Raw genomic sequence first — 24,022 nt, 5'->3', positions numbered from 1 at the left:
CTTAGAGTCCCTGCTCGTTGAGCCAGAGGTTGAGCGCCGCCATCTGCCACAGCTTGGAGCCGCGCAGCGGGGTCAGGTCTTCGCCGGGGTTGGCCAGCAGGCGTTCGAGGGTGGCGGCGTTGAACAGGCCGCGATCCTGGCTCGGGTCCAGCAGCAGTTCGCGCACCCAGTCGCGGGTCTTGCCCTGCAGGTGCTTGAGGCCGGGCACGGGGAAGTAGCCCTTGGGCCGGTCGATCACCTCGTGGGGGATGACCTGGCGGGCGACTTCCTTGAGCACCTGCTTGCCGCCATCGCCCAGCTTGAAGCGCGAGGGGATGCGCGCGGAGAGCTCGACGACGCGGTAGTCGAGGAACGGCACCCGCGCCTCCAGGCCCCAGGCCATGGTCATGTTGTCGACGCGTTTGACCGGGTCGTCCACCAGCATGATGGTGCTGTCCAGGCGCAGGGCCTTGTCCACCGGGTCCTCGGCGCCGGGGCGGGCGAAGTGCTCGCGGACGAAGTCGCCGGCCACGTCCCCGGTGAGCCAGGCCGGCTGCACGGTGTCGCGGTAGTCGGCGTGGCTGCGGTCGAAGAACGCGGCGCGGTAGGTGGCGAAGGGGTCGGTCGTGTCGGCCAGTGGCGGGTACCAGTGGTAGCCGCCGAACAGTTCGTCGGCGCCCTGGCCGCTCTGCACCACCTTGCAGTGCTTGGAGACCTCGCGGGAGAGCAGGTAGAAGGCGATGCAGTCGTGGCTGACCATCGGCTCGCTCATGGCGCGGAAGGCCGCCGGCAATTGCTCGATGATCTCGTGCTCGCCCACCCGCAGCTGGTGGTGGCGGGTGCCGTAGCGGCGGGCGATGAGGTCGGAGTATTCGAACTCGTCGCCGCGCTCGCCGCCGGCGTCCTGGAAGCCGATGGAGAAGGTCAGCAGGTCCTCGACGCCGGCCTCGGCCAGCAGGCCCACCAGCAGGCTGGAGTCGACGCCGCCGGAGAGCAGCACGCCCACTTCGCGGGCCGCGCGCTGGCGCACGGAAACGGCGTCACGCAGGCTGCCCAGCAGCCGGTCGCGCCAGTCGGCCAGTTCCAGCCCGGCGTCCTCGGCGCCGTGGCCGTAGTCGAGGGTCCACCAGGTGCCCTGGTCGGTGTTGCCCTCGGCGTCGATCATCATCCAGCTGGCCGGCGGCAGCTTCTCGATGCCCTTGACCAGGGTGCGCGGGGCCGGCACCACGGCGTGGAAGCTGAGGTAGTGGTTGAGCGCCTCGGCATCCAGGGTGCCGTCGATGTCGCCGCCCTTGAGCAGCGCCGGCAGGCTGGAGGCGAAGCGCAGGCGGCTGGCCGTGCGCGACAGGTACAGCGGCTTGATGCCGAGGCGGTCGCGGGCCAGGAACAGGCGCTGGCTGCCCGGCTCCCAGATGCCCAGGGCGAACATGCCGTTGAGCTTGGGCAGCATGTCCTTGCCCCAGGCGTGCCAGGCCTTGGCCAGCACCTCGGTGTCGCCGCCGGAGCGGAAGCGGTAGCCGAGGGCCTGCAGCTCTTCACGCAGCTCGGGGAAGTTGTAGATGGCGCCGTTGAAGCTCATGGCCAGGCCCAGGTCGGGTTCGACCATCGGCTGCGCCGAGCCGTCGGACAGGTCCATGATCTTCAGCCGGCGGTGGCCCAGGGCGACGGGGCCCTGGCTATGGAACCCCCAGGCGTCGGGGCCGCGAGGGGCGAGGTGATGGGTGATGCGTTCGACCGCTGCCAGGTCGGCGGGTCGCTTGTCGAAACGTAACTCTCCAGAAATGCCGCACATAGTTCCTTACCGGTTCTGCCGTTGGGGATACCACCCGCTTTATGCAGGTAGTAAGAGTCCGACCGGTATCTTTGCGGATGGTTTAGATCAAATAGTTATGAGGGGACGGGGCGCTTTCCGCCCCTGGGGCGCGCCTCAGGGGCGGCCGCAGGCGCGGTTGGCGGGCACGGCGATGTCCATCAGGCGCGGGTTGGGCAGGCGCAGGCTGGCCATCAGCGCCGCATAGGCCTCGGCGTCCGCCACCTGCAGGCGCGGGTTGTGGGCACGTTCCTCGGCGATGCTCGAACGGGTCCAGCCGCGATAGTCGTGGCCGGGGCACACCTCGGTGTCGCCGGCCAGCGCCAGCAGGCGCTGCAGGCTGGCCCACTGGGCGCGGGCGTCGCCGTTCTGGAAGTCGGTGCGCCCGGTGCCGCGGATCAGCAGGGTATCGCCGGTGAACACCCGCGCCGGAGTGCCGTCGACGGGGTCGGCGGGCAGCAGGAAGCAGTAGGAGTCCGCGGTGTGCCCGGGCGTGTACCAGGCGATCAGCTCGCGGGTGCCGAAGCGCAGGCGCGCGCCGTCGGCGAAGGTGAAGCTGGCGCAGGTGCTGCCGCTTTGGGCACCGAATCCGCTCTGGCAGCCGGTGGCCTCGCGCAGGTCGCCCAGGGCGGTGATGTGGTCGGCGTGGGTGTGGGTATCGAGCGCCAGCACCAGGCGCAGCCCGAGCTCATCGAGCAGGCGCAGGTAGGCGTCGAGCTGTTCCTTCACCGGGTCGATCAGCACCGCCTCGCCGGCGTCGGCGAGCAGGTAGGTGTAGGTGGAGCTTTGGGCATCGAAGAGTTGGCGCAGCAGCATGGTGCAATCTCCTCAGATCAGTTTCTGCAGGGCCACCGACAGGCTGGTGATCACCAGCAGCACCGCGAACAGGCGTTGCAGCGCCGGGCCGCCGAGGCGGTGGGCCAGGCGGTTGCCGACCAGCATGCCGAGCGCGCCGCCGACTGCCAGGGCACCGAGCAGCAGCGCCGGAGGCTGGGCCTGGCCCAGGTAGAGCAGGAAGCCACCGCCGGACACCACCACGACCACCGCCAGGGAGGTGGCGGTGGCGGCCAGTACCGAAAGCGGCGTGAACCAGAGTAGCGCCGGAACCACCAGGAAGCCGCCGCCGACGCCCATCAAACCCGACAACACGCCGACGCCCAGACCGATGGCCAGCAACGGCAGGTAACGCAATGGGCCCGTGCCGGGGCGCGGCTGTTCGGCACCGTGCCACAGGCGCCACGCGGACCACAGCACCAGCAGGCAGAAGCCGGTGATCAACAGGCCCTCCGGCACCCGGTGGCCGAGCCACTGGCCCAGGGCGTTGCCGGGCAGGCCGGTGGCGGCGAGCAGCAGCACCGGGGGCCAGGCCACCAGGCCCTGGCGCAGGCGCAGCAGGGTGCCGACCAGGGCGGTGAGGGCCACCGCGCCGAGGCTCACGCCGACCGCGTCGCGCAGCGGCAGGTGCAGGCTGAGCAGCAAGGGCAGGGCCACCAGCGAGCCACCTGCGCCGGTCAGCCCGAGCAGCAGGCCGAGCAGGGTGCCGATGGCGAGGGCTTCGAGAAGCATCAGCGGTTCCAGGGCATGCGGGCGAGCACCAGGGCCAGGCCGCAGGTCCCGCTCAGCCCGGCGAAGGTGAGGCCGGCACCGACGAAGCCGCTCAGCAGGTACCAGCCGGGATGCAGCCAGGTACCGAGGAGGACGCCCAGCAGCACCAGGCTGCCGGCGGTGATCTGCACCTGGCGCTGCAACTCCAGGCCGCCGCCGCTGCCTTCGCGGGGCATGCCGCAGGCCAGGCAGGCATCGGTGCCGCCCTCGATCACCTGCACGCCCGGCAGCAGGGCGCTCAAGCGCTCGGCCGCCTGCCGCGCACGCTGGCCTTTCTGGCAGATCAGGTAGAGCTCGTCGCCGGTGCCGAGGCCTTCGCCACGCAGGCGTTCGGCCAGGCGGGCGGGGTCCAGGTTGCCCAGCGGTTCGTTGCGGGCGCCGGCGATGTGCCCGGCGCGGTATTCCGCCGGGCTGCGCACGTCGACGAGGAAGCGGGCGCCTCCCCGCTGGTGGAGTTCGGCGAAGCGCGGAGCGTCGATCAGGCGGATGGCGTCGTTCATGTCGGGTACTCCCTGGGAGTATGGGTCAGGTGTACTTGGTGAAGATCGCGCGGACCCGCGCCAGGGTCTCGGCATCGTCGCGATCCGGGTCGAGTACGGTTTCCTCGACCAGGCAGGCGAGCATCTCCTGGTAGGCCTTGTCGAGCGCCTTGCGGGCAGCCGAGAACTGCTGCGCGATGGCCTCGCAGGGCTCGCCGCGGCGGATCATCGCCTGGATGCCGCGCACTTGCCCCTCGACCCGGGCCAGGCGCTTGAGCATGGCGTCCTGGCGTTCCGGCGTGGGGCCGCTCATGGCGCCAGCGCCTCTGCCAGCGGCGGATGGAGTGCGATGGGCATGGTGGGTACTCCCGTGGTTTTATACAGGGGGGAGTATAGGATCGGCTCGACGGGTTGTCAGCTGCGGCAGGTTGCCGCCTTGCGGATAGCCGGGCGGCTAGCGCCCGCGTACCAGACGGCGCAGGGGGAAGCGGTTGGGGTGGCAGGCTTCGGCGACATCGCGGGGCACGGGCAGCGGCTCGCCCTCCAGCCAGGCGGCCAGCAGTTCGCCGGCCAGCGGCGCGGTGATCAGCCCGCGCGAGCCGTGGCCGCTGTTGACGTAGAGGCCATCGAGCCAGGGCGCGGGTACGTCCGGCACCTGGCGTGCGTCGCGGCCGAGCACCGCATAGGCCTCGGCGAAGGCATCGGCATCGCACAGCGGGCCCACCAGCGGCAGGTAGTCGGGTGTGGTGCAGCGGAAGGCGGCGCGGCCTTCGAGCACGGCGGGGTCGAGCCGGTCGGCCTGCAGGCGCGCGGCGAGGTCGGGGGAAATCTCCCGCAGCAGGTCGAGGTTGCCGGCGTGTTCGGCGGTGGTCGGGGCCAGGTCCTGGCTGTGGAAGTCGAAACTGGCACCCAGGGTGTGCTCGTCGTTGCGCACCGGCGCCACGTAGCCTTCGGCGCAGACCACGGTCGCCAGGGCGCGGCTGCCCTCGGTCGCCGGCAGGCGGGTGATCTGCCCACGGATGCGTTTGAGCTGCATCCCGTTGGCCTGGGGAAAGCGCAGGACTTCGGCGGCGCCGGCGAGCACCGCGACCGGTGCCTCGGCGATCACCCGCTCGCCATCCAGCGCCTGCCACCGGCCGTTCTCGCGACGCAATTGCAGGGCCTCGCTGTGGGGCAGCAGGCGGATGCCGGGCCGGGCGGCCAGCCAGCGGCACAGGGCCGGTGGGTGCACCCAGCCGGCCTCGGGGTAGAACAGCCCGCCGGCGGGCAGGGGAATGCCGGCGATGGCTTCGGCCTGCTCGCGGTCGAGGTGGCGCAGCAGGCCGGCGGGGAAGGCTTCGGCGAGGCGCGCCTGGCGCTCGGCTTCCTTGGCTTCGAAGGCCAGTTGCAGGACGCCGCAACCTTGCCAGTCCTGATCCGGCTGCAGGTGCTGGAGCAGGCGGCGGGTGTGGCCGAAGCCGCTTACGATCAGCCGCGACAGCGCGGTGCCGTGGGCGGAGAGCTTGAGGTACAGCACCCCCTGGGGATTGCCCGAGGCCTCTTCGGCGACGCCGGCATGGCGCTCCAGCAAGGTCACCTGCCAGCCCCGTGCGGCGAGGCTGGCGGCACTGGCGCAGCCGGCGAGGCCGGCGCCTATCACCAGGGCCTGGCGCTCGCCGGCATGCGCGGCGGGCCGTGCGAACCAGGGCTTGGCGGCCGGCGCGGGCTCGCCCAGGAAGTGCCCCCGGCTCATGTGCCACTTGTTGCCGAAGCCCTGGGCGCGGCGGATCTGGAAGCCCGCCTCCTTGAGTGCGCGACGCACGAACCCGGCGCTGGTGAAGGTGGCCAGGGTGGCACCCGGCGCGCTGAGCCGTGCCAGTTGGGCGAAGAGTTCGGGGGACCACATCTGCGGGTTCTTGGCCGGGGCGAAGCCGTCGAGGAACCAGGCGTCGATGCGCGCGTCCAGTTCGGGCAGGCACTCCAGCGCATCGCCCACCAGCAGCGTCAGGGTCACGCGGCCGCCGGCGAGCGAGAGGCGCTGGAAGCCGGGGTTGATGGCGCGGTACTGGTCCAGCAGTGCGTCGGCGAACGGCGCCAGTGGCGGCCACAGCGCCAGGGCGCGGGCCAGGTCGTCGCGGGCCAGGGGGAATTTCTCGATGCTGACGAAGTGCAGCCGCGCATCGGCCGGCGCGTGCGCCTCGAAGAGTTGCCAGGTGCAGAGGAAATTGAGCCCGGTGCCGAAGCCGGTCTCGCCCACCACCAGGCGTCCACCCGCGCCGAGTTCGGCGAAGCGGCGCGGCAGGTCGTTGCCGTCGAGGAACACGTGACGGGTCTCATCGATGCCCGAGGCGGGGGAGAAGTAGACGTCGTCGAACTCGCGCGACAGCGGCTGGCCCTGCTCATCCCAGTCGAGCAGTGCGTGGTGGAAATCGGACATGGAGGACCCCGGCGGAACGAAGCGCGAATAGTAGCCGATCACGGTGCCGCGGCGCGTGCGACAGGGGGCCGCTCGGGGCGGCGGGCGAGCAGCTGGAGGCTTCGCGAGCCGCGCCTCGCAAAGCCGTGGCATCTTGGGCCATCTCTACATTAGCCGTTGTGGGCTTGATGCGAAGCGCAAGCACAGCGCTTTCTGGGGCATGTAGTGCCCACCGCGTGGGTTTCGCTTCGCTCTACGCCACCCTACGCCACCCTACGCAAGCCATCGCGCCCCCGCACACCGATGAAGCTGCTGGCGACACTTGGTGCAGACAGAGTCGAATCTTTCACCCCGCAGCGGTGCGTCTTCCGCTATTTTTTCTCCACCAACCAGGGAGAGTCGCATGTTCGAATCTGCGGAAATCGGTCATTCCATCGACAAGGAAACCTACGATAAAGCCGTGCTGGAATTGCGCGAGGCGTTGCTGGAGGCGCAGTTCGAGCTCAAGCAGCAGGCGCGTTTCCCGGTGATCATCCTGATCAACGGTGTGGAAGGAGCGGGCAAGGGCGAGACGGTGAAGCTGCTCAATGAGTGGATGGACCCGCGCCTGATCCATGTCGAGAGCTTCCTCATGCCCACCGACGAGGAGCTGTCGCGCCCGCCGCAGTGGCGCTTCTGGCGCAAGCTGCCGCCCAAGGGGCAGACCGGCATCTTCTTCGGCAACTGGTACAGCCAGATGCTCCATGCGCGGGTCGAGGGCGACATCAAGGACGCGCGCTTCGACCAGGCCATCGAATCCGCCGAGCGCTTCGAGCGCATGCTCTGCGACGAGGGCGCGCTGATCTTCAAGTTCTGGTTCCACCTGTCCAAGAAGCAGCTCAAGCAGCGCCTCAAGGACCTGGAGAAGGACCCGCAGCGCAGCTGGAAGCTCAACCCGCTGGACTGGAAGCAGAGCCAGACCTACGACCGCTTCGTGCGCTTCGGCGAGCGCATGCTGCGCCGCACCAGCCGCGACTACGCGCCCTGGTACGTGGTCGAGGGCATCGACGAGAACTACCGCAGCCTCAGCGTCGGCCGCATCATCCTCGAGGGCCTGCAGGCCGCGCTCAAGCGCAAGGACCGCCCGGTGCCGCAGCCCCATGCGGCGCCCCTGGTCTCCAGCCTGGACCACCTCAGCCTGCTCGACAGCCTCGACCTCAGCCTGAAGCTCGACAAGGACGACTACAAGGAACAGCTGGCCACCGAGCAGGCGCGCCTGGCCGGGCTGATGCGCGACAAGCGCATGCGCGGACACGCGCTGATGGCGGTGTTCGAGGGCAACGACGCGGCCGGCAAGGGCGGGGCCATCCGCCGCGTCACCGGCGCCCTGGACCCGCGCCAGTACCGCACCGTGCCCATCGCCGCGCCCACCGAGGAAGAGCGCGCCCAGCCCTACCTGTGGCGCTTCTGGCGGCACGTGCCGCCGCGCCGGCAGTTCACCATCTTCGACCGCTCCTGGTACGGCCGCGTGCTGGTGGAGCGGGTCGAGGGCTTCTGCTCGGAGGCCGACTGGCTGCGTGCCTACAGCGAGATCAACGACTTCGAGGAGCAGCTGCACGACCACGGCATAGTCGTGGTGAAGTTCTGGCTGTCGATCGACAAGGACGAGCAGATGGCGCGCTTCAAGGAGCGCGAGGAAACCTCGTTCAAGCGCTACAAGATCACCGAAGAGGACTGGCGCAACCGCGACAAGTGGGACCTCTACGTCGACGCGGTGGGCGACATGGTGGACCGCACCAGCACCGAGCTGGCGCCCTGGACCCTGGTGGAGGCCAACGACAAGCGCTATGCCCGGGTGAAGGTGCTGCGCACCATCAACGAGGCGCTGGAGCAGGCGTTCAGGAAGGGCTGAACCGGTGGGCGATGGCCGCGCATACGCAGGATGAATGATCGTCGCCCACGGACATTGGGTGGATTTATCCTCGCCCTCATCGTCAATGGACACCCGTCCTCAAACCGACAAGAAAGAGGTGCGTCATGCGTGAAGTGGTGATAGTCGACAGCGTTCGGACCGGCCTGGCCAAGTCCTTCCGTGGCAAGTTCAACATGACCCGGCCGGACGACATGGCCGCCCACTGCGTGAACGCCCTCCTGGCGCGCAACGACCTGGACCCGGCGCTGGTGGACGACTGCGTCGTCGGTGCCGGCTCCAACGAAGGCGCCCAGGGCCACAACATCGGCCGCAACGTGGCCGTGCTGTCCGGCCTGGGCATCGGTGTCGCCGGCATGACCCTGAACCGCTACTGCTCCTCGGGCCTGCAGGCCATCGCCATCGCTGCCAACCAGATCGCCTCCGGCTGCAGCGACGTGATGGTCGCCGGCGGCGTCGAGTCCATCACCCTGACGCTGAAAAGCATCAACCAGGACAACTTCGTCAACCCGCGCCTGAAGCTGGAACACCCCGGCATCTACTACCCGATGGGGCAGACCGCCGAGATCGTCGCGCGCCGCTACAACGTCAGCCGCGAGGCCCAGGACCTGTACGCCCTGCAGAGCCAGCAGCGCACCGCTCGCGCCCAGGCCGCCGGCCTGTTCGACGACGAGATCGTGCCGATGAACGTGAAGTACGGCGTCGAGGACAAGGCCACCGGCGAGAAGAAGATCCTCGAGGGCGTGGTCGACCGCGACGACTGCAACCGCGCCGATACCACCCTGGAAGGCCTGGCTTCGCTGAAGCCGGTGTTCTCCGAGGACGGTTCGGTCACCGCCGGCAACTCTTCGCAGCTCTCCGACGGCGCCTCCATGACCCTGCTGATGAGCCTGGACAAGGCCATCGAGCTGGGCCTCAAGCCGCGCGCCTTCTTCCGCGGCTTCACCGTGGCCGGCTGCGAGCCGGACGAGATGGGCATCGGCCCTGTGTACTCGGTGCCCAAGCTGCTCAAGGCACGCGGCCTGTCGGTGGACGACATCGACCTGTGGGAACTGAACGAAGCCTTCGCCTCGCAGTGCCTGTATGCCCGCGACCACCTGGGCATCGACAACGAGAAGTACAACGTTAACGGCGGCTCGATCTCCATCGGTCACCCCTTCGGCATGACCGGTTCGCGCCAGGTCGGCCACCTGGTGCGCGAGCTGCAGCGCCAGGGCAAGCGCTACGGCATCGTCACCATGTGCGTGGGCGGCGGCATGGGCGCCACCGGGCTGTTCGAAGCGGTGCGCTGATCCGCTCCACGGACGCCGCAATGACAAAACCCGCAACGGCCTGGCTGCTGCGGGTTTTTATTTGGGCGCTGCGTACCCTGGGGCGGCGGCGTTTTTTGTAGGGGCGACTTCAGTCGCCAAGCGGCGCACAGCGCCGCCCTGCGGGAGCGAATTCATTGGCTCCGTCGGCGTTAGCTGTTGTGGTTTTAATGCAAGCGCTCAAGCACGGCTATTTTCGGGCACCCAAGGGTTCGTTCCCCCCCACCGCATGGGTTTCGCTTCGCTCTACACCATCCTACGAAAGCCCGTGCGCACCACATGGCGATGCGCTGGACGAAGAAAGGTGGGGCAGCCGCCAACGCCCCTCCAGGAGGCCGAACGCAGTCGTTGCGCCGGGGGACGAGCGGCATGGATGCCGCGAGAGGCGCGCCAGGCCATGGATGGCCCATCGCGCCGGCCCCCAGAGCAACGATGGAGTGAGGGAACCCCGGCGAAGCCGGGGCCGGATGATGGGGCAAGCCCTTTTGGTTTCTTTTGGGTGGTTCGGCACCCCGACGACTGCCAAAAGAGACTCGCCCGGGGGGGCGAAACCAGAAACATCACCAGAGCTCGGCAATCAGCTGGACTCAAATCCTCTAGCAACACTTAACGCAGACAGAGCCAATTCATTCGCGATGAGAAGCCGCCGGGGCTGCGCTTGCGGTCGTATGTGCGGCGCTCAGAGGCGGCTGGCGATGATGTCGTCGGCCTGCATCATGCGGCGGATGTAGAAGGCGATCTCGCGCTCGGCGTCGGCGCGGGTGAAGTAGGGGCCTTCCAGGGTGCCTTCGCGGGTGGCGAAGAAGTACTGCCCATTCACCGCGCTGACGCGGTCGCTGCGGTAATGGGTGCTGGCTGCGGCGTCCACGGTGCGTTGCCCGAACATGCTGATTACTCCGGGGTGAATGGGTCGGATGATTGTTGAGTCTAATCCGCGTCCCGGTGCCTGCGCGCTCAGGCGATAGGCGGTACGAATCGGCGCCTGATCGCGACCGTTCGCTGCATTTCCATAAAAATGGCGCTGGAAACCTGACGCTTGGCGGCGGTGCGACCGGTACAGTTGGGCGTCGCTCGCGCAGGTAATTGTCGCTGTGTGCGTCGCAGGGCAGGTTCTAGAATGAGCGGCCCGCCGCCTTGCCGGCCGGGTCCCTTCCGCTTCGAGGTCTTCATGCACATTTCTTCCGGCCGTTGGCTCTACGGCCTGTTCCTCGCCCTGGTCACCGCCGTGCTCTGGGGCATCCTGCCGATCAAGCTCAAGGAAGTACTGAAGGTGATGGACCCGGTCACCGTGACCTGGTTTCGCCTGCTGGTCTCAGGCTCGCTGTTGTTCGTCTGGCTCGCCGCGACCCGCCGGCTGCCGCGCTTCCGCCCGTTGGGGCGCAAGGGGGGCGGGCTGGTAGCGCTGGCCATCGCCGGGCTGCTGGGCAACTACGTGCTCTACCTGATCGGCCTGAAGATGCTCAGCCCCGGCACCACGCAGCTGGTGATCCAGGTGGCGCCGATCCTGTTCCTGATCGGCAGCCTGTTCATCTTCAAGGAGAGTTTCAGCATCGGCCAGGCGCTCGGGCTGGCGGTGCTGGTGCTGGGCTTCGGGCTGTTCTTCAACCAGCGCCTGGATGAGCTGCTCACTTCCCTCGGCACCTACACCACCGGGGTGCTCATCGTGCTGGCGGCGGCCTTCGTCTGGACCTTCTACGGGCTGGCGCAGAAGCAACTGCTGACGGTGTGGAATTCCATGCAGGTGATGATGGTGATCTACCTCGGCTGCGCCGCGTTGCTGACGCCCTGGGTGGCGCCGCTGGAGGCGCTGCAATTGTCGCCGCTGCAGGGCTGGCTGTTGCTGGCCTGCTGCCTGAACACCCTGGTGGCCTATGGCGCCTTCGCCGAGGCCCTGGCCCACTGGGAGGCTTCGCGGGTCAGCGCGACCCTGGCCATCACCCCGCTGGTGACCTTCGCCTCGGTGGCCCTGGCCGCCAGCCTTTGGCCCGATCACGTGGTGCCCGAGCAGCTCAATGGCATCGCCTACGGTGGCGCGCTGCTGGTGGTGCTGGGCTCCGCGCTGACCGCCCTCGCGCCCTCGCTGGTGCGCAGCTGGAGGGCGCGCCAGGTTCGCGCGCTGTAGAGGGGGCTTGCGGGGGCGCTCCGTGCCGCCGCTTTCCCGGGCTGAAGCCCGGGCTACGTTGGAATCCTTAAGACACCCCTCGCTGGGCCTCGCTGCGCTCGGTGCCGACCTACGCCGGTTGGCGCCGAGCTAGTTGCGGGTGCCCAGGGTTTCCGCCTTGCGCAGCCAGGCCTGGCGCTGTTCCTCGGAGGAGGTGCGCACCGGGGCGAATTCGGCCAGGCGGCGGGTCTTGATGCCGCAGAAGCCGAGGATGGTGTGGGTCATCTGCCGGTGCCCGGGAGCGCCGTAGATCCAGCGGAAGTACCAGGGCGGCGTGTCCAGGGTCACCAGCAGGTCGGCGGTGCGGCCTTCCAGCAACTTTTCCCAGGAGCGCGCGCCGCGGTAGCGGAAGGCGAAGCCGGGGAGGAACACCCGGTCGAAGAAACCCTTGAGCAGGGCCGGCACGCCGCCCCACCAGACCGGGTAGACGAACACCAGGTGCTCGGCCCAGTGGATCTGCCGCTGGGCCTCCAGCAGGTCGGGCTCCAGGGCCTGGCTCTGGTCGTAGCCCTGGTGCAGCACCGGGTCGAACGCCATCTCGCCGAGCTTGAGCAGGCGCACCACGTGGCCTTCGCTGCGGGCGCCCTGGGCATAGGCTTCGCCGAGGGCGTTGCACAGGCTGTTGTCCTTGGGCGAGCCGAAGATCATGAGGATGCGCTTGCCGTCGCCTTCCAGGGGCGTGGCGCCGTGCTTGGTGGCTTCAACCATGCTGGCCGGCCTCCAGCATGGTTTCCGGGCGGACCCAGGCGTCGAAGTCCTCGGCGCTGACGAAGCCCAGCGCCAGCGCCGCCTCGCGCAGGGTGGTGCCCTCGCCGTAGGCCTTCTTGGCGATCTGCGCGGCCTTGTCGTAGCCGATGTGGGTGTTGAGCGCGGTGACCAGCATCAGCCCGCGCTCCAGGTGCTCGGCCATGCGCGCCGCATCGGGTTCCATGCCGGCCACGCAGTGGCGCTGGAAGTTGCGCGAGCCGTCGGCCAGCAGGCGGATGGATTGCAGCAGGTTGTGGGCGATCACCGGCTTGAACACGTTGAGCTGCAGGTGGCCCTGGCTCGCGGCGAGGCTGATGGTGGTGTCGTTGCCGATCACCTGGCAGGCGAGCATCGACAGCGCCTCGCACTGGGTCGGGTTGACCTTGCCGGGCATGATCGAGCTGCCCGGCTCGTTGGCCGGCAGCCTCACTTCGGCCAGGCCGCCACGGGGGCCGGAGCCCAGCAGGCGCAGGTCGTTGGCGATCTTCATCAGCGCCACGGCGAGGGTCTTCAGCGCGCCGGAGAGCGCCACCAGCGGTTCGTGCCCGGCGAGGGCGGCGAACTTGTTGGGCGCGGAGACGAAGGGCAGCCCGGCCAGTGCCGCCAGCTCGGCCGCCATGGCCTCGGCGAAGCCGTGGGGCGCGTTGAGCCCGGTGCCGACGGCGGTGCCGCCCTGGGCCAGTTGGTAGACCGCCGGCAGGGCGTTGCGGATGGCGCGCTCGGCGTAGTCGAGCTGGGCGACGAAGGCGGAGAGCTCCTGGCCGAAGGTGATGGGCGTGGCGTCCATCATGTGGGTGCGCCCGGTCTTCACCAGGTGGGCATGCCGCGCGGCCTGCTCGGCGAGGCCGCCGGTGAGTTCGGCGAGGGCCGGCAGCAGCTCGTCGTTCACCGCCCGGGCCACGGCGATGTGCATGGCGGTGGGGAAGCTGTCGTTGGAACTCTGCGCATGGTTGACGTGGTCGTTCGGGTGCACCGGGCTCTTGCCGCCGCGCTGGCCGCCGGCCAGTTCGTTGGCGCGGCCGGCGATGACCTCGTTGACGTTCATGTTGCTCTGGGTGCCGCTGCCGGTCTGCCACACCACCAGGGGGAACTGGTCGTCGTGGCGGTGGGCGAGCACTTCGTCCGCCGCCTGTTCGATGAGCCGGGCGATGTCCGGGGCGACGGTGCCGTTGCGGCCGTTGACCCGTGCGGCGGCCTTCTTGATCAGGGCCAGGCCGTGCACCACCGCCAGCGGCATGCGTTCGACGCCGATGGCGAAGTTCTCCAGGGAGCGCTGGGTCTGGGCGCCCCAGTAGGCGTCTTCGGCGACTTCGACCGGCCCCAGGCTGTCTGTTTCGGTACGGCTCATTTGCACATGCTCCAGAAAGGATTTTCCGCAGTTTAGGCCGCGGATGGAGCATGGGGTTCCGCCGGGGCGTTATTACCAGCGTGCGTGGGTGGTGCCGAGCCAGCCCAGGGCGTTGTCCACCGGCACGCGTTCGCCGGTGGGGCCGCGCAGCACGCCGTCGAAGCGGCCGAACCACTGGCGGGTGTCGGCGTAGAGCGGCCCGAGGCGGGGGTTGGCCTGGTGCAGCTGGCGCGGGGTGAAGGTGAGCTGCACGCGGTTGCACTCGGTGCCCAGCTGCCAGGGCGCGAGAGGGTTGCTCGGGGCCTGCTCGATGCGTACCGGGCGGTCCAGCTTGGACAGCTCGCCGCCGAACCACAGGGCGTTCTCGGTCAGGCCGCTGGCGTCGGTCCAGCCGGCGCCGAAGTTGCCGGCGATGCCGCCGCTGGTGGCGAAGGCGGCGCGGGTCCACTGGCTGTGCAGGGGCCAGACGCCACGGCCGAAGTCGAGGGCGGCGAAGCTCTGCCCCGCCTGGCAGTCGAAGTGGCGGTTGCCCAGCTGCACGCTGCCGCTGGCGGGGAGGCCGAGCTGGCGGCTGCTGGCGTGGAAGCCGTGGCCGGGGAAGGGGGCGACGAGGTTCACCGAATCCAGGTGCAGGGGGCGCAGCACGTCGAGCGCGGCCTGCAGCGGCTGGCCGCCGATATCGGGCACGGCGACGGTGATGCGCGCCCGCCCCGGGTGCTCGTCCACTTTCAGGTGCAGGCGCGGGTGCTGGAATTCGTAGCTTTCCAGGGGCGTGTCGGGCAGGCGGCAGCCCCGGCCGAACAGGCGCAGCTGGGAGTGATTCACTGCGAGGCCGGTTTCCATGTCGAGGAAATAGGCCGCGCAATAACCGATGTAGTCGAGGTCGGCGAGGGTCAGCGACAGCACCCATTGCGGGGTGGTGATGCACCAGTGGTTCCAGCGTTTGCGCCGGCCGACGTTGCCGGGCATCGCGCAGTCCAGGCGCGGGCGGTTCGACCAGCCGATGGCGGACGGGTCCAGCCGTCCCTGGGGGTCGCACAGCGTAGCCGACCCGTGCGGCACCAGTGCGGAGATGTGGCTAGTCATCGGACACGTCCATGTAGGGATGCAGCTTTCCAGTTTCGGGGGCGAGGGAACAATGCGCGCGACAGGTGGCCCAATGGGGCGATGTGTCGGTGGGCTGGCAGCGTTTTATTGACGCGCAAGGATGCCCAGAGGCCGCTAGCATGAGCAAGTGATGGCATTTTGACAATAGATCGTTGGAGTGCACCGATCCACAGTTCGGCCGTGATCCGGCACACGTCCTCGTCGCTTGAGCTCCCCATGGGCTCGGGCGCAGAATGACCCGCCCTCGGGTAACCCCCGTAACCGCTCAGACAAAGGAATACCGATGACCAAGCTTCGCGTACTTTGCACCGCCGTCCTGATCGCCTGCGCCAGTGGCCAGGCGCTGGCCGATGCCGCCAGTCATGCCGCCAACGCTGAGCGCTTCCTCAAGCTCGCCCACGCCGACAAGCTCACCGTGCCGGTCTACGGCCAGGTGCAGCAGATGTTCGCCCAGCGCTTCGAGCAGAGCGGCGCCCCGGCGGACAAGAAAGCCGCGCTGGAGAGCTACCAGGCCAAGGCCAACACCGCCCTCGACAAGGCCGTGGGTTGGGACAAGCTCAAGCCCGAGCTGGTGAAGATCTACACCACCAACTTCACCGAGCCCGAACTGAAGGACCTGATCGCCTTCTACGAATCGCCCCTGGGCAAGAAAGTCCTGGAGAAGATGCCGACCCTGACCGCGCAGTCCGCCCAGCTGACCCAGTCGCGCCTGGAAGCGGCCGTGCCGGAAGTGAACAAGCTGCTGGCCGACATGACCAGCGAACTGGCCCCCAAGGACCAGAAGAAGAAGTAAGCGGAGCCCTGCATGAGCATGCGTGATCGAATCCTCGCCGCGTTCGCGGCCCTCGAGCCCCAGCACCTGGAGGTGCTGGACGAGAGCCACATGCACAGCCGCGGCCCGGAGACCCACTACAAGGCGGTGATCGTCAGCCCGGTGTTCGCCGGGCTCAACGCGGTCAAGCGGCACCAGAAGGCCTATGGCTCGCTGGGTGAGCTGATGGGGCAGTTCCATGCCCTGGCCCTGCACACCTACACCCCCGAGGAGTGGGCCGCGCAGGGCGCCGCGCCGGATTCGCCCACCTGCAAGGGTGGCAGCAAGCACGATCTCTGATCGGTGCTTATCCGGGCACGGCTTCGTGCCCGGTTGCCTTTCTTCAGCCCACCGCCCTCCCGGTTTGAGCCCCGCTTGAAGCTGCCTGGTTCGGTGCGTGCACCCTGCGCGGCACACCCCCTGGCATGAGCGCGTGCCTCGCTCGACTCCGCCTGGTGGAGGTAAAGAGCGACCTCCACCCTACAGGTCATGTCCAGCCGGAGGCTTGGCGGGACTCGTGCCTTCCGTGAAGTCTCTCTCCCCTGGCTGAAGACGCCGTCCCGCACCACAAGTCGCCTGAGACCTTTTCACGCAGCCGTCCGGTTGCGCTTTTTGCTAGAATCCGCCCCCAGCGCCGGCCCAGCCGGCGCTGTCGTTTCTGTCACCCGGTCCGCCCTTTGCGTGGGCGACCACTGGAGGAAGTCCCCATGTCCCGGATCGTCGTCGCGGCGCTCTACAAGTTCGTCTCCCTGAAAGATTACGTCGCCCTGCGCGAACCCCTGCTCAAGACCCTGGTCGAGAACGACATCAAGGGCACGCTGCTGCTGGCGGAGGAGGGCATCAACGGCACCGTCTCCGGCACGCGCGAGGGCATCGATGCGCTGCTGGCCTGGCTCAAGGTCGACCCGCGCTTCGCCGATCTCGACCACAAGGAGTCCTACTGCGACGAGCAGCCGTTCTACCGCACCAAGGTCAAGCTGAAGAAGGAGATCGTCACCCTGGGCGTGCCCGGCGTCGATCCCAACCAGCGCGTCGGCACCTACGTCGAGCCGCAGGACTGGAATGCCCTGATCAGCGACCCCGAGGTGCTGCTGATCGACACCCGCAACGACTATGAAGTGGCCATCGGCACCTTCGAGGGTGCGGTCGATCCGAAGACCAAGTCCTTCCGCGAGTTCCCCGACTACATCCGCGAGCACTACGACCCGGCGGTGCACAAGAAGGTCGCGATGTTCTGCACCGGCGGCATCCGTTGCGAGAAAGCCTCGGCCTACATGCTGGGCGAAGGCTTCGAGGAGGTCTTCCACCTCAAGGGCGGCATCCTCAAGTACCTGGAAGAGGTGCCCGAGGCCGAGACCCTCTGGCGCGGCGACTGCTTCGTCTTCGACAACCGCGTCACCGTGCGCCACGATCTTTCCGAGGGCGACTTCGACCAGTGCCACGCCTGCCGCAACCCGATCTCGGTCGAGGACCGCCAATCGCCCCATTACGCCCCCGGCATCAGCTGCCCGCATTGCTGGGACAGCCTGAGCGAGAAGACCCGCGCCGGCGCCCGTGAGCGCCAGAAGCAGATCGAACTGGCCAGGCAGCGCAACCTGCCGCACCCGATCGGTCGCAACCCGCGCCAGCCCCTGGAGAGTTGAGAGAAACGATGGCCAGGACCCGCCTGCTCTACGTGATGGACCCGATGTGCTCCTGGTGCTGGGGGTTCGCCCCGGTCGCCGATGCCCTCGCCGAGCAGGCCCGCGCGGCCGGCGTACCCATGCACCTGGTGGCCGGTGGCCTGCGGACCGGGCAGGGCGCCTCGCTCGATCCCAACACCCGGCGCTACATCCTCGAGCACTGGCACGCGGTGCATGACGCCACCGGCCAGCCCTTCCGTTTCGACGGGGCGCTGCCGGACGGCTTCGTCTACGACACCGAGCCGGTGTGCCGGGCGCTGGTGGCCGCTCGCAGCCTGCACGAGGAGGCGACCTGGCCGCTGGTCAAGCTGATCCAGCACGCCTTCTACGCCGAGGGCCGCGATGTGACCCAGGCGGCGGTGCTGGTGGCGCTGGCCGAGACGGCCGGCATCCCGCGCATCGAGTTCGCCGAGGCCTTCGATGGCGCCGCCGCGCACCAGGCCACCGCCGAGGACTTCACCTGGGTGCAGGACCTGGGCATCGCCGGCTTCCCCACGCTGCTCGCCGAGCGTGACGGCCAGCTGGCGCTGCTGACCAACGGCTACCAGGGCCTGGATGCGCTCGCGCCGCTGCTGGCCCGTTGGCTGGAGCGTGCGACCCATGCCTGACCGCCTCAGCTGGGCGGAGATCCGCCGCCTCGCCCTGCGTCACAGGAAGGCCCTGTGGCTGGCCAACCTGGTGGCCGTCTTCGCCACCCTGTGCAGCGTGCCCATCCCGCTGTTGCTGCCGCTGCTGGTGGACGAGGTGCTGCTCAAGCAGGGCGACGCCGCGCTGAAATTCATGGACCGCTTCCTGCCCGACGGCTGGCAGGTGGCCGCCGGCTACATCGGCCTGATGCTGGTCACCACCCTGCTGCTGCGCAGCCTGGCGCTGGTGTTCAACGTGTTGCAGGCCCGGCTGTTCGCGCGGTTGTCGAAGGACATCGTCTACCGCCTGCGCATCCGCCTGATCGAACGCCTCAAGCGCATCTCCCTGGGCGAGTACGAGAGCCTGGGCGGCGGCACCGTCTCCGCCCACCTGGTCACCGACCTGGACACCCTCGACAAATTCATCGGCGAGACCCTCAGCCGCTTCCTCGTGGCCATGCTCACCCTGGCCGGCACCGCCGGCATCCTGGTGTGGATGCACTGGAAGCTGGCGCTGCTGATCCTGCTGTTCAACCCGCTGGTGATCTGGTCCACGGTGCAGCTGGGCAAGCGCGTGAAGCACCTGAAGAAGCTGGAGAACGACAGCACCTCGCGCTTCACCCAGGCGCTGACCGAAACCCTGGAGGCCATCCAGGAGGTGCGTGCCGGCAACCGCCAGAGCTTCTTCCTCGGCCGCCTCGGCCTGCGCGCGAAGGAGGTGCGCGACTACGCCGTCGCCTCGCAGTGGAAGAGCGACGCCGCCGGGCGCACCAGCGGCCTGCTGTTCCAGTTCGGCATCGACGTGTTCCGCGCCGCGGCCATGCTCACCGTGCTGTTCTCGGACCTGTCCATCGGCCAGATGCTGGCGGTGTTCAGCTACCTCTGGTTCATGATCGGCCCGGTGGAGCAGTTGCTCGGCCTGCAGTATTCCTACTACGCCGCCGGTGGTGCCCTGGCGCGCATCAACGAGCTGCTGGCGCGTGCCGACGAGCCGCAGTACGCCGGGCGCATCGACCCCTTCGCCGGGCGCGACACGGTGGGCGTGCAGGTGGAAGGGCTGCGCTTCGGCTATGGCCGCGACGAGCCGGTGCTCGATGGCCTCGACCTGTCCATCGCCCCGGGCGAGAAGGTCGCCATCGTCGGCGCCAGCGGTGGCGGCAAGAGCACCCTGGTGCAGCTGCTGCTGGGCCTCTACACCGCCCAGGCCGGGACCATCCGCTTCGGCGGGGCCAGCCTGGAGGAGATCGGCCTGGAGCGCGTGCGCGAGCACGTCGCGGTGGTGCTGCAGCACCCGGCGCTGTTCAACGACAGCGTGCGCGCCAACCTCACCCTGGGCCGCGAGCGCAGCGACGAGGCCTGCTGGCATGCGCTGGAGATCGCCCAGCTGGCCGACACCATCCGCGCGCTGCCGCAGGGGCTGGACAGTGTGGTCGGCCGTTCCGGCGTGCGCCTTTCCGGCGGCCAGCGCCAGCGCCTGGCGATCGCGCGCATGGTGCTGGCGGACCCGCGCGTGGTGATCCTCGACGAAGCCACCTCGGCCCTCGACGCCGCCACCGAGTACGCCCTGCACCAGGCCCTGGCGCGCTTCCTCGAAGGGCGCACCACGCTGATCATCGCCCACCGCCTGTCTGCGGTTAAGCAGGCTGACCGGGTGCTGGTGTTCGACGGCGGGCACATCGCCGAGGATGGCGACCACCAGCGCCTGATCGCCGACGGCGGGCTCTACGCCAAGCTCTACGGCCACCTGCAGCACTGAGCCCGGTGCCGCCGCGTCAAGCCGGCGCACCGCGCTGTCAACAATTCATTACGCCAGCGCCCGCCGGCTCCGCGCCGGCCGTGGGGAGGCCGCAGGCGTAAGGAAAAGCTTCCGCCGCCCAGCTCGGCCCACACAGTTTCGGCACGCAACTGTGCCTTGTCTCGGGGCGCCCGGGCGGGTGTGATGGCCCCGCCACGCGTGCCGGCCATCGAGCACGCCCATGACAACAACACCCGGAGGTCCTCGATGACCCCAGCCTTGCAACCCGGCGCCCGTGCGCCCGGCCTCCCCGTATCCGCCATCGCCTGTGACCTGCCGGCCCCGGCGTGCATCCCTGTCAACGCGACGCGTCGCGCCCATCCCCCCCGTTCCCCTGGGGAGGTGCCGCCCGACGCCCGCTGAAAGGTCCACCCGCCTTGCCATTCCGTCGCGCCACAAGCGCTGCGGGTCCGATTTCCGTCACGAAAACAACAAAAGGTGACGCCATGCACGACACGCAATCCCAGGGCACGCTCCAGCGCGGCCTGAAGAATCGCCACATCCAGCTGATCGCCCTCGGGGGCGCCATCGGCACCGGGCTCTTCCTCGGCTCGGCCGGGGTGCTCAAGTCCGCCGGCCCCTCGATGATCCTCGGCTACGCCATTTGCGGCTTCATCGCCTTCCTGATCATGCGCCAGCTCGGCGAGATGATCGTCGCCGAGCCGGTCGCCGGCTCTTTCAGCCATTTCGCCCACAGGTACTGGGGCGGCTTCGCCGGCTTCCTCTCGGGCTGGAACTGCTGGGTGCTGTACATCCTGGTCGGCATGTCCGAACTCACCGCTGTGGGCAAGTACATCCACTTCTGGTGGCCCGAGGTGCCCACCTGGGCCACGGCGGCGGCCTTCTTCGTGCTGGTCAACGCCATCAACCTGGCCAACGTGAAGCTGTTCGGCGAGGCCGAGTTCTGGTTCGCCATGATCAAGGTGGTGGCCATCGTCGGGATGATCGTGCTCGGCTGCTGGCTGCTGTTCAGCGGCTCCGGTGGCGAGCAGGCGACCGTGTCCAACCTCTGGGCCCATGGCGGCTTCTTCCCCAACGGCGTCGGCGGGCTGGTGATGGCCATGGCCTTCATCATGTTCTCCTTCGGTGGGCTGGAGATGCTCGGCTTCACCGCCGCCGAGACCGAGAAACCCGGCCAGGTGATCCCCAAGGCGATCAACCAGGTGATCTGGCGCATCCTCATCTTCTATGTCGGTGCCCTGGTGGTGCTGCTTTCGCTGAGCCCGTGGGACGCGCTGCTGGCCAGCATCAACAGTGCCGGCGATCCCTACAGCGGCAGCCCGTTCGTGAAGATCTTCGCGCTGATCGGCAGCGACGCCGCGGCCCACCTGCTGAACTTCGTGGTGCTCACCGCCGCGCTCTCGGTCTACAACAGCGGCACCTACTGCAACGGCCGCATGCTGGTCGGCCTGGCGGAGCAGGGCGATGCACCGAAATCCCTGGCGCGGGTCGACACGCGCGGCGTGCCGGTGCGTGCCCTGGTGGTCTCGGCGCTGGTGACCTTCCTCGCCGTGGTGGTGAACTACGTGGTGCCGCACAACGCGCTGGAGCTGTTGATGTCGCTGGTGGTGGCGGCACTGGTGATCAACTGGGCGATGATCAGCTACTCGCACCTCAAGTTCCGCCAGCACATGGACCGTGAAGGCACCCGCACCGCCTTCCGCGCCCTCTGGTCGCCCTTCGGCAACTGGCTGTGCCTGGCCTTCGTGGTCTTCATCCTCGGCGTAATGCTGCTGATCCCCGGTATCCAGGTGTCGGTCTACGCCATTCCGGTGTGGCTGCTGGTGATGGCGGGCTGCTACCGCCTGAAGCTGTCCAGCGCCGCGCGGGCCAAGCAGGCCTACGCCGCCGGCTGACCTCGCCACGCCTCACCCGGGCCCGGCCCTCGCGCCGGGCCTTTTCATGGGTGGCGTGCACCGAGCGTGGCGCGCTGCCGGGCGATCTGCGAGCATGTCGCGCCGCCTGTCCATGGAGGGTGCATCCGCAATGATCTTCGGCCCCGATCCCACCTTCATCCTGATCTTCGGCATCGCCGTGCTGCTGGCCGTGCTGTCCGTGCCCGGCCTGCTGGCCCTGTCGCTGGCGCTGGCGTTGCCGCGCTCGCGTCGTCACGTCCTGGCGCGGCCCTGGCGCTATGGCGTGCTGGGCGTGCTGCTGCTGTGTTTCGCCGCGCTGGGCGTGCTGATTCTCTGGCAGGAGCGGCAGATGGAAGCCGAGATGCAGGCCGAGCACGACGCCCTCAACCCGCGCCTGGAGCAGGACCTGCAACTGGGTGAGCTGCTGTTCCCCGCCGGCAGCCAGGTGCGCCTGGATACCTTCGAGCCCCTGGACTGGCAGGACCAGCCGCAGCCCCATGGGCTGGACAGCCTGATCGAGGCCTGGCTGCCCAGGCCGCAGCGCGTGCTGGGCCTGGAGGTGGACGCCCTGGAGCTGCCGCTGCACCACTATTTCTCGCGCATGCGCCTGGTGCACGACAGCGTCGTCGAGGGCTGGCCCTGCGCGGGCAACGACTGGGTGGAGTACCGCCGCGAGGTCGAGGAGCGCTTGCAGCCGTCGCGCTGGCGCTTCGACCGCTGCCCGCTGGTGCCCGGCAGCCGGCTGTTCGGGCTGGAGTGGCCGCTGGGCAGCCTGGTCTACGGCAACGGTTACGGCTGGACCCTGCGGGTTTCCGACAGCGCCGGGCCGCTGTCGCTGGAGGGCATGAGCCTGCTGGAGCTGAACCTGATGCTCGATGGCGAGCGCAACCTGCTGCGCTGGGATGGGCGATTGGCCGCGCCCTACTCGCTGGGCGACTGGGACTACCCCGCCGGCACCCGCGTGCGCCACCTCGACGAGCAGCGCCTGTTGCTCAGCCCGACCCGCGACGCCCCGGCCCACAACCGCGTGAATGGCGAACAGGTGGCCTTCGGACAGTCGCTGGTGCAGGCACGCGATGGGCGTGAGCTGGGGCGTGAAAGCAACGAGCGGATGGGGGTGAACGACGTCTGGGAGTGACGGCCTACGGCGATCGCCCCTGTGGATGTCGGCAATCTCCGAATCCCCGCTCGCATCCCGGGCATCCCCTGGCCTTGCCCTGACGGGGACGGACGTTATGGTTGTCCGTCGCCCCGAGGAGGAAGCCAGAAGGAGTCCCCAGATGAAGCTTGCTCTGCAATTCGACGCATCCGTCGGTATCAACGTCCTGCGCCAGGTCATCCAGGCGGCGGGCGAGAACACCACCATCGCCTTCAACGCCGCCCACGGCCTGGACATCGGTGACCTGCTCTCGGTGGTCAGCGCCGCCGGCAGCGACAAGCAGCTGGTGCTGGGCTTCGACGGTGCCCGGCTGACCCCGCGCAACCTGCAACAGGCCACCAGCTTCGCGGGCGAGCGCACCGCCATCGAGATCGGCAAGGCCCAGAACGTCAACACCAGCGCGCTGCTCGCGGTCATCAACGCCGCCGGCCACGGCAAGCAGGTGAAGGTCAGCTTCAACGGCGCGCAGGCCGACGACGAGGCGCTGCGCCAACTGGTCGACGCCGCCGGGCGCCAGGTCGGCATCGACATCAATGCGGGCCACGCGGTGCCCATCGAACGCCTGCTCGGCATCATCGATGCCGCGTCCAGGGAGGGTGGGCTGGGCCTGGAGTTCAACGGCGCGCAACTGCTGGAGGCCAATATCCTCCAGGCCGTGGAGCGAGCCGCCGGCAGCACCGCCATCGGCATCAACTCCGCCCACGCCGTCAAGCAGGAGACCCTGCAGGCGGTCATGCAGGCCGCAGGCGACGGCACCCACCTGGGGCTGTCCTTCCATGGCGGCCAGCTCGACGACAAGGGCCTGCTCGCCGCCATCGAGGCCGCGGGCACCAATACCCAGATCAAGGTCAACACCGCCCAGGCGATGGGCGCCGGGGCGTTGCTGCTGAGCATCAACGCGACCGCCAACACCAAGCGCTTCAGCGTCGAGTTCAACGGCGCCGAGCTGCCGTTCGGCAACCTGCAGCAGGCGGTGGAGGCGGCCGGTATCAACACCGCCATCAGCGTCAACACCGCCCAGGCGATGGACCCCCATGCGCTGCACTCGGCCATCGAGGCGGCGGGTGACCTGAAGCGGCTGGATGCACAGTTCAATGCCACGCAGATGGCCGCGGAAAGCCTCGGCCAGTGGGTCGGCGCCGCCGGCAGCCGCGTGGGCCTGACCATCGCGGCCGCCCAGGCGCTGCCGCTGCCGACGTTGCTGGAGGCGGTGCAGGCCGCCGGTTGAGCCCCGGCACTGCGC

The 24,022-nt window shown here is 68.8% G+C and carries 21 protein-coding genes; 11 read left to right on the top strand and 10 right to left on the bottom strand.

Annotated features, from left to right (window positions below; translation table 11 throughout):
* Nucleotide 1: 1 nt before the first annotated feature.
* From DMX10_RS23510 to mnmC, 6 genes are all read right to left on the bottom strand, one after another.
* Complete coding sequence (locus DMX10_RS23510) at nucleotides 2–1,771, bottom strand: N-acetylglutaminylglutamine amidotransferase (protein ID WP_111263353.1); 1,770 nt, start codon at nucleotides 1,769–1,771, stop codon at nucleotides 2–4.
* 135 nt (nucleotides 1,772–1,906) lie between these two features.
* Entirely contained in the window at nucleotides 1,907–2,605 is a 699-nt protein-coding gene (locus DMX10_RS23505) for an MBL fold metallo-hydrolase (protein ID WP_111263352.1), read from the bottom strand.
* A 12-nt stretch (nucleotides 2,606–2,617) separates the two neighbouring features.
* Nucleotides 2,618–3,355, bottom strand: a complete 738-nt coding sequence (locus DMX10_RS23500) for a sulfite exporter TauE/SafE family protein (RefSeq protein WP_111263351.1) — start codon at nucleotides 3,353–3,355, stop codon at nucleotides 2,618–2,620.
* On the bottom strand, nucleotides 3,355–3,894 hold the full coding sequence (locus DMX10_RS23495; protein ID WP_111263350.1) for a rhodanese-like domain-containing protein: 540 nt from the start codon (nucleotides 3,892–3,894) through the stop codon (nucleotides 3,355–3,357). The genes DMX10_RS23500 and DMX10_RS23495 overlap by 1 nt, the downstream gene beginning before the upstream one ends.
* A gap of 25 nt (nucleotides 3,895–3,919) precedes the next feature.
* Complete coding sequence (locus DMX10_RS23490) at nucleotides 3,920–4,186, bottom strand: metal-sensing transcriptional repressor (RefSeq protein WP_111263349.1); 267 nt, start codon at nucleotides 4,184–4,186, stop codon at nucleotides 3,920–3,922.
* 141 nt (nucleotides 4,187–4,327) lie between these two features.
* Nucleotides 4,328–6,289 carry a bifunctional tRNA (5-methylaminomethyl-2-thiouridine)(34)-methyltransferase MnmD/FAD-dependent 5-carboxymethylaminomethyl-2-thiouridine(34) oxidoreductase MnmC gene (gene mnmC, locus DMX10_RS23485; RefSeq protein ID WP_111263371.1) on the bottom strand — a complete coding sequence of 654 codons (1,962 nt, stop codon included), beginning with the start codon at nucleotides 6,287–6,289 and terminating at the stop codon, nucleotides 4,328–4,330.
* Nucleotides 6,290–6,671: 382 nt separating this feature from the next.
* Here mnmC and pap point away from each other — a divergent pair, with 382 nt between their 5' ends.
* Entirely contained in the window at nucleotides 6,672–8,159 is a 1,488-nt protein-coding gene (pap, locus tag DMX10_RS23480; RefSeq protein WP_111263348.1) for a polyphosphate:AMP phosphotransferase, read from the top strand.
* A 125-nt stretch (nucleotides 8,160–8,284) separates the two neighbouring features.
* The gene (locus DMX10_RS23475) at nucleotides 8,285–9,469 is read left to right on the top strand and encodes a thiolase family protein (RefSeq protein ID WP_043247020.1); all 1,185 of its coding nucleotides are present in this window, start codon (nucleotides 8,285–8,287) and stop codon (nucleotides 9,467–9,469) included.
* A gap of 697 nt (nucleotides 9,470–10,166) precedes the next feature.
* Here DMX10_RS23475 and DMX10_RS23465 read toward each other — a convergent pair.
* The gene (locus DMX10_RS23465; RefSeq protein ID WP_021218429.1) at nucleotides 10,167–10,373 is read right to left on the bottom strand and encodes a DUF6316 family protein; all 207 of its coding nucleotides are present in this window, start codon (nucleotides 10,371–10,373) and stop codon (nucleotides 10,167–10,169) included.
* Nucleotides 10,374–10,655: 282 nt separating this feature from the next.
* Here DMX10_RS23465 and DMX10_RS23460 point away from each other — a divergent pair, with 282 nt between their 5' ends.
* Nucleotides 10,656–11,609, top strand: coding sequence for a DMT family transporter (locus DMX10_RS23460; protein ID WP_111263370.1), 954 nt, complete (start codon nucleotides 10,656–10,658; stop codon nucleotides 11,607–11,609).
* A 129-nt stretch (nucleotides 11,610–11,738) separates the two neighbouring features.
* Here DMX10_RS23460 and DMX10_RS23455 read toward each other — a convergent pair whose 3' ends face one another.
* The 3 genes from DMX10_RS23455 to DMX10_RS23445 form a co-directional block, all read right to left on the bottom strand.
* Complete coding sequence (locus DMX10_RS23455; RefSeq protein WP_111263346.1) at nucleotides 11,739–12,356, bottom strand: NAD(P)H-dependent oxidoreductase; 618 nt, start codon at nucleotides 12,354–12,356, stop codon at nucleotides 11,739–11,741.
* Entirely contained in the window at nucleotides 12,349–13,743 is a 1,395-nt protein-coding gene (locus DMX10_RS23450; protein ID WP_111263345.1) for a class II fumarate hydratase, read from the bottom strand. The genes DMX10_RS23455 and DMX10_RS23450 overlap by 8 nt, the downstream gene beginning before the upstream one ends.
* 72 nt (nucleotides 13,744–13,815) lie before the next feature.
* Nucleotides 13,816–14,829, bottom strand: coding sequence for a DUF2804 domain-containing protein (locus DMX10_RS23445; protein ID WP_111263344.1), 1,014 nt, complete (start codon nucleotides 14,827–14,829; stop codon nucleotides 13,816–13,818).
* Between the two features lie 304 nt (nucleotides 14,830–15,133).
* Between DMX10_RS23445 and DMX10_RS23440 the strand changes: the two genes are divergently transcribed.
* The 8 genes from DMX10_RS23440 (at nucleotide 15,134) to DMX10_RS23405 (ending at nucleotide 24,007) form a co-directional block, all read left to right on the top strand.
* Nucleotides 15,134–15,643: a DUF2059 domain-containing protein gene (locus DMX10_RS23440; protein ID WP_043247034.1), complete on the top strand. Its 510-nt coding sequence runs from the start codon at nucleotides 15,134–15,136 to the stop codon at nucleotides 15,641–15,643.
* 12 nt (nucleotides 15,644–15,655) lie between these two features.
* Complete coding sequence (locus tag DMX10_RS23435) at nucleotides 15,656–15,961, top strand: BolA family transcriptional regulator (RefSeq protein WP_111263343.1); 306 nt, start codon at nucleotides 15,656–15,658, stop codon at nucleotides 15,959–15,961.
* 407 nt (nucleotides 15,962–16,368) lie between these two features.
* A complete protein-coding gene (locus DMX10_RS23430; protein ID WP_111263342.1) occupies nucleotides 16,369–17,304 on the top strand; it encodes a rhodanese-related sulfurtransferase in 936 nt (311 codons plus the stop codon).
* A gap of 44 nt (nucleotides 17,305–17,348) precedes the next feature.
* Nucleotides 17,349–17,951 carry a DsbA family protein gene (locus tag DMX10_RS23425; protein ID WP_178083002.1) on the top strand — a complete coding sequence of 201 codons (603 nt, stop codon included), beginning with the start codon at nucleotides 17,349–17,351 and terminating at the stop codon, nucleotides 17,949–17,951.
* Nucleotides 17,944–19,725, top strand: coding sequence for an ABC transporter ATP-binding protein (locus DMX10_RS23420; RefSeq protein ID WP_111263340.1), 1,782 nt, complete (start codon nucleotides 17,944–17,946; stop codon nucleotides 19,723–19,725). The genes DMX10_RS23425 and DMX10_RS23420 overlap by 8 nt, the downstream gene beginning before the upstream one ends.
* A 485-nt stretch (nucleotides 19,726–20,210) precedes the next feature.
* Nucleotides 20,211–21,620 carry an amino acid permease gene (locus DMX10_RS23415; protein ID WP_111263339.1) on the top strand — a complete coding sequence of 470 codons (1,410 nt, stop codon included), beginning with the start codon at nucleotides 20,211–20,213 and terminating at the stop codon, nucleotides 21,618–21,620.
* A gap of 94 nt (nucleotides 21,621–21,714) precedes the next feature.
* Nucleotides 21,715–22,758: a hypothetical protein gene (locus tag DMX10_RS23410; protein WP_146603052.1), complete on the top strand. Its 1,044-nt coding sequence runs from the start codon at nucleotides 21,715–21,717 to the stop codon at nucleotides 22,756–22,758.
* Nucleotides 22,759–22,900: 142 nt separating this feature from the next.
* Nucleotides 22,901–24,007: a hypothetical protein gene (locus tag DMX10_RS23405; protein WP_111263337.1), complete on the top strand. Its 1,107-nt coding sequence runs from the start codon at nucleotides 22,901–22,903 to the stop codon at nucleotides 24,005–24,007.
* The last annotated feature ends 15 nt before the right edge of the window (nucleotides 24,008–24,022 follow it).

It is taken from the genome of Pseudomonas sp. 57B-090624, assembly GCF_003234055.1.
GTDB classification, from domain to species: domain Bacteria; phylum Pseudomonadota; class Gammaproteobacteria; order Pseudomonadales; family Pseudomonadaceae; genus Metapseudomonas; species Metapseudomonas tohonis.
This window is presented reverse-complemented; position numbering and strand designations above follow the sequence as displayed.

Coding starts and splice junctions, on each gene's coding strand:
- DMX10_RS23510 (WP_111263353.1), bottom strand. CDS start 1,771: ATGTGCGGCATTTCTGGAGAGTTACGTTTCGACAAGCGACCCGCCGAC.
- DMX10_RS23505 (WP_111263352.1), bottom strand. CDS start 2,605: ATGCTGCTGCGCCAACTCTTCGATGCCCAAAGCTCCACCTACACCTAC.
- DMX10_RS23500 (WP_111263351.1), bottom strand. CDS start 3,355: ATGCTTCTCGAAGCCCTCGCCATCGGCACCCTGCTCGGCCTGCTGCTC.
- DMX10_RS23495 (WP_111263350.1), bottom strand. CDS start 3,894: ATGAACGACGCCATCCGCCTGATCGACGCTCCGCGCTTCGCCGAACTC.
- DMX10_RS23490 (WP_111263349.1), bottom strand. CDS start 4,186: ATGAGCGGCCCCACGCCGGAACGCCAGGACGCCATGCTCAAGCGCCTG.
- mnmC (WP_111263371.1), bottom strand. CDS start 6,289: ATGTCCGATTTCCACCACGCACTGCTCGACTGGGATGAGCAGGGCCAG.
- pap (WP_111263348.1), top strand. CDS start 6,672: ATGTTCGAATCTGCGGAAATCGGTCATTCCATCGACAAGGAAACCTAC.
- DMX10_RS23475 (WP_043247020.1), top strand. CDS start 8,285: ATGCGTGAAGTGGTGATAGTCGACAGCGTTCGGACCGGCCTGGCCAAG.
- DMX10_RS23465 (WP_021218429.1), bottom strand. CDS start 10,373: ATGTTCGGGCAACGCACCGTGGACGCCGCAGCCAGCACCCATTACCGC.
- DMX10_RS23460 (WP_111263370.1), top strand. CDS start 10,656: ATGCACATTTCTTCCGGCCGTTGGCTCTACGGCCTGTTCCTCGCCCTG.
- DMX10_RS23455 (WP_111263346.1), bottom strand. CDS start 12,356: ATGGTTGAAGCCACCAAGCACGGCGCCACGCCCCTGGAAGGCGACGGC.
- DMX10_RS23450 (WP_111263345.1), bottom strand. CDS start 13,743: ATGAGCCGTACCGAAACAGACAGCCTGGGGCCGGTCGAAGTCGCCGAA.
- DMX10_RS23445 (WP_111263344.1), bottom strand. CDS start 14,829: ATGACTAGCCACATCTCCGCACTGGTGCCGCACGGGTCGGCTACGCTG.
- DMX10_RS23440 (WP_043247034.1), top strand. CDS start 15,134: ATGACCAAGCTTCGCGTACTTTGCACCGCCGTCCTGATCGCCTGCGCC.
- DMX10_RS23435 (WP_111263343.1), top strand. CDS start 15,656: ATGAGCATGCGTGATCGAATCCTCGCCGCGTTCGCGGCCCTCGAGCCC.
- DMX10_RS23430 (WP_111263342.1), top strand. CDS start 16,369: ATGTCCCGGATCGTCGTCGCGGCGCTCTACAAGTTCGTCTCCCTGAAA.
- DMX10_RS23425 (WP_178083002.1), top strand. CDS start 17,349: ATGTGCTCCTGGTGCTGGGGGTTCGCCCCGGTCGCCGATGCCCTCGCC.
- DMX10_RS23420 (WP_111263340.1), top strand. CDS start 17,944: ATGCCTGACCGCCTCAGCTGGGCGGAGATCCGCCGCCTCGCCCTGCGT.
- DMX10_RS23415 (WP_111263339.1), top strand. CDS start 20,211: ATGCACGACACGCAATCCCAGGGCACGCTCCAGCGCGGCCTGAAGAAT.
- DMX10_RS23410 (WP_146603052.1), top strand. CDS start 21,715: ATGTCGCGCCGCCTGTCCATGGAGGGTGCATCCGCAATGATCTTCGGC.
- DMX10_RS23405 (WP_111263337.1), top strand. CDS start 22,901: ATGAAGCTTGCTCTGCAATTCGACGCATCCGTCGGTATCAACGTCCTG.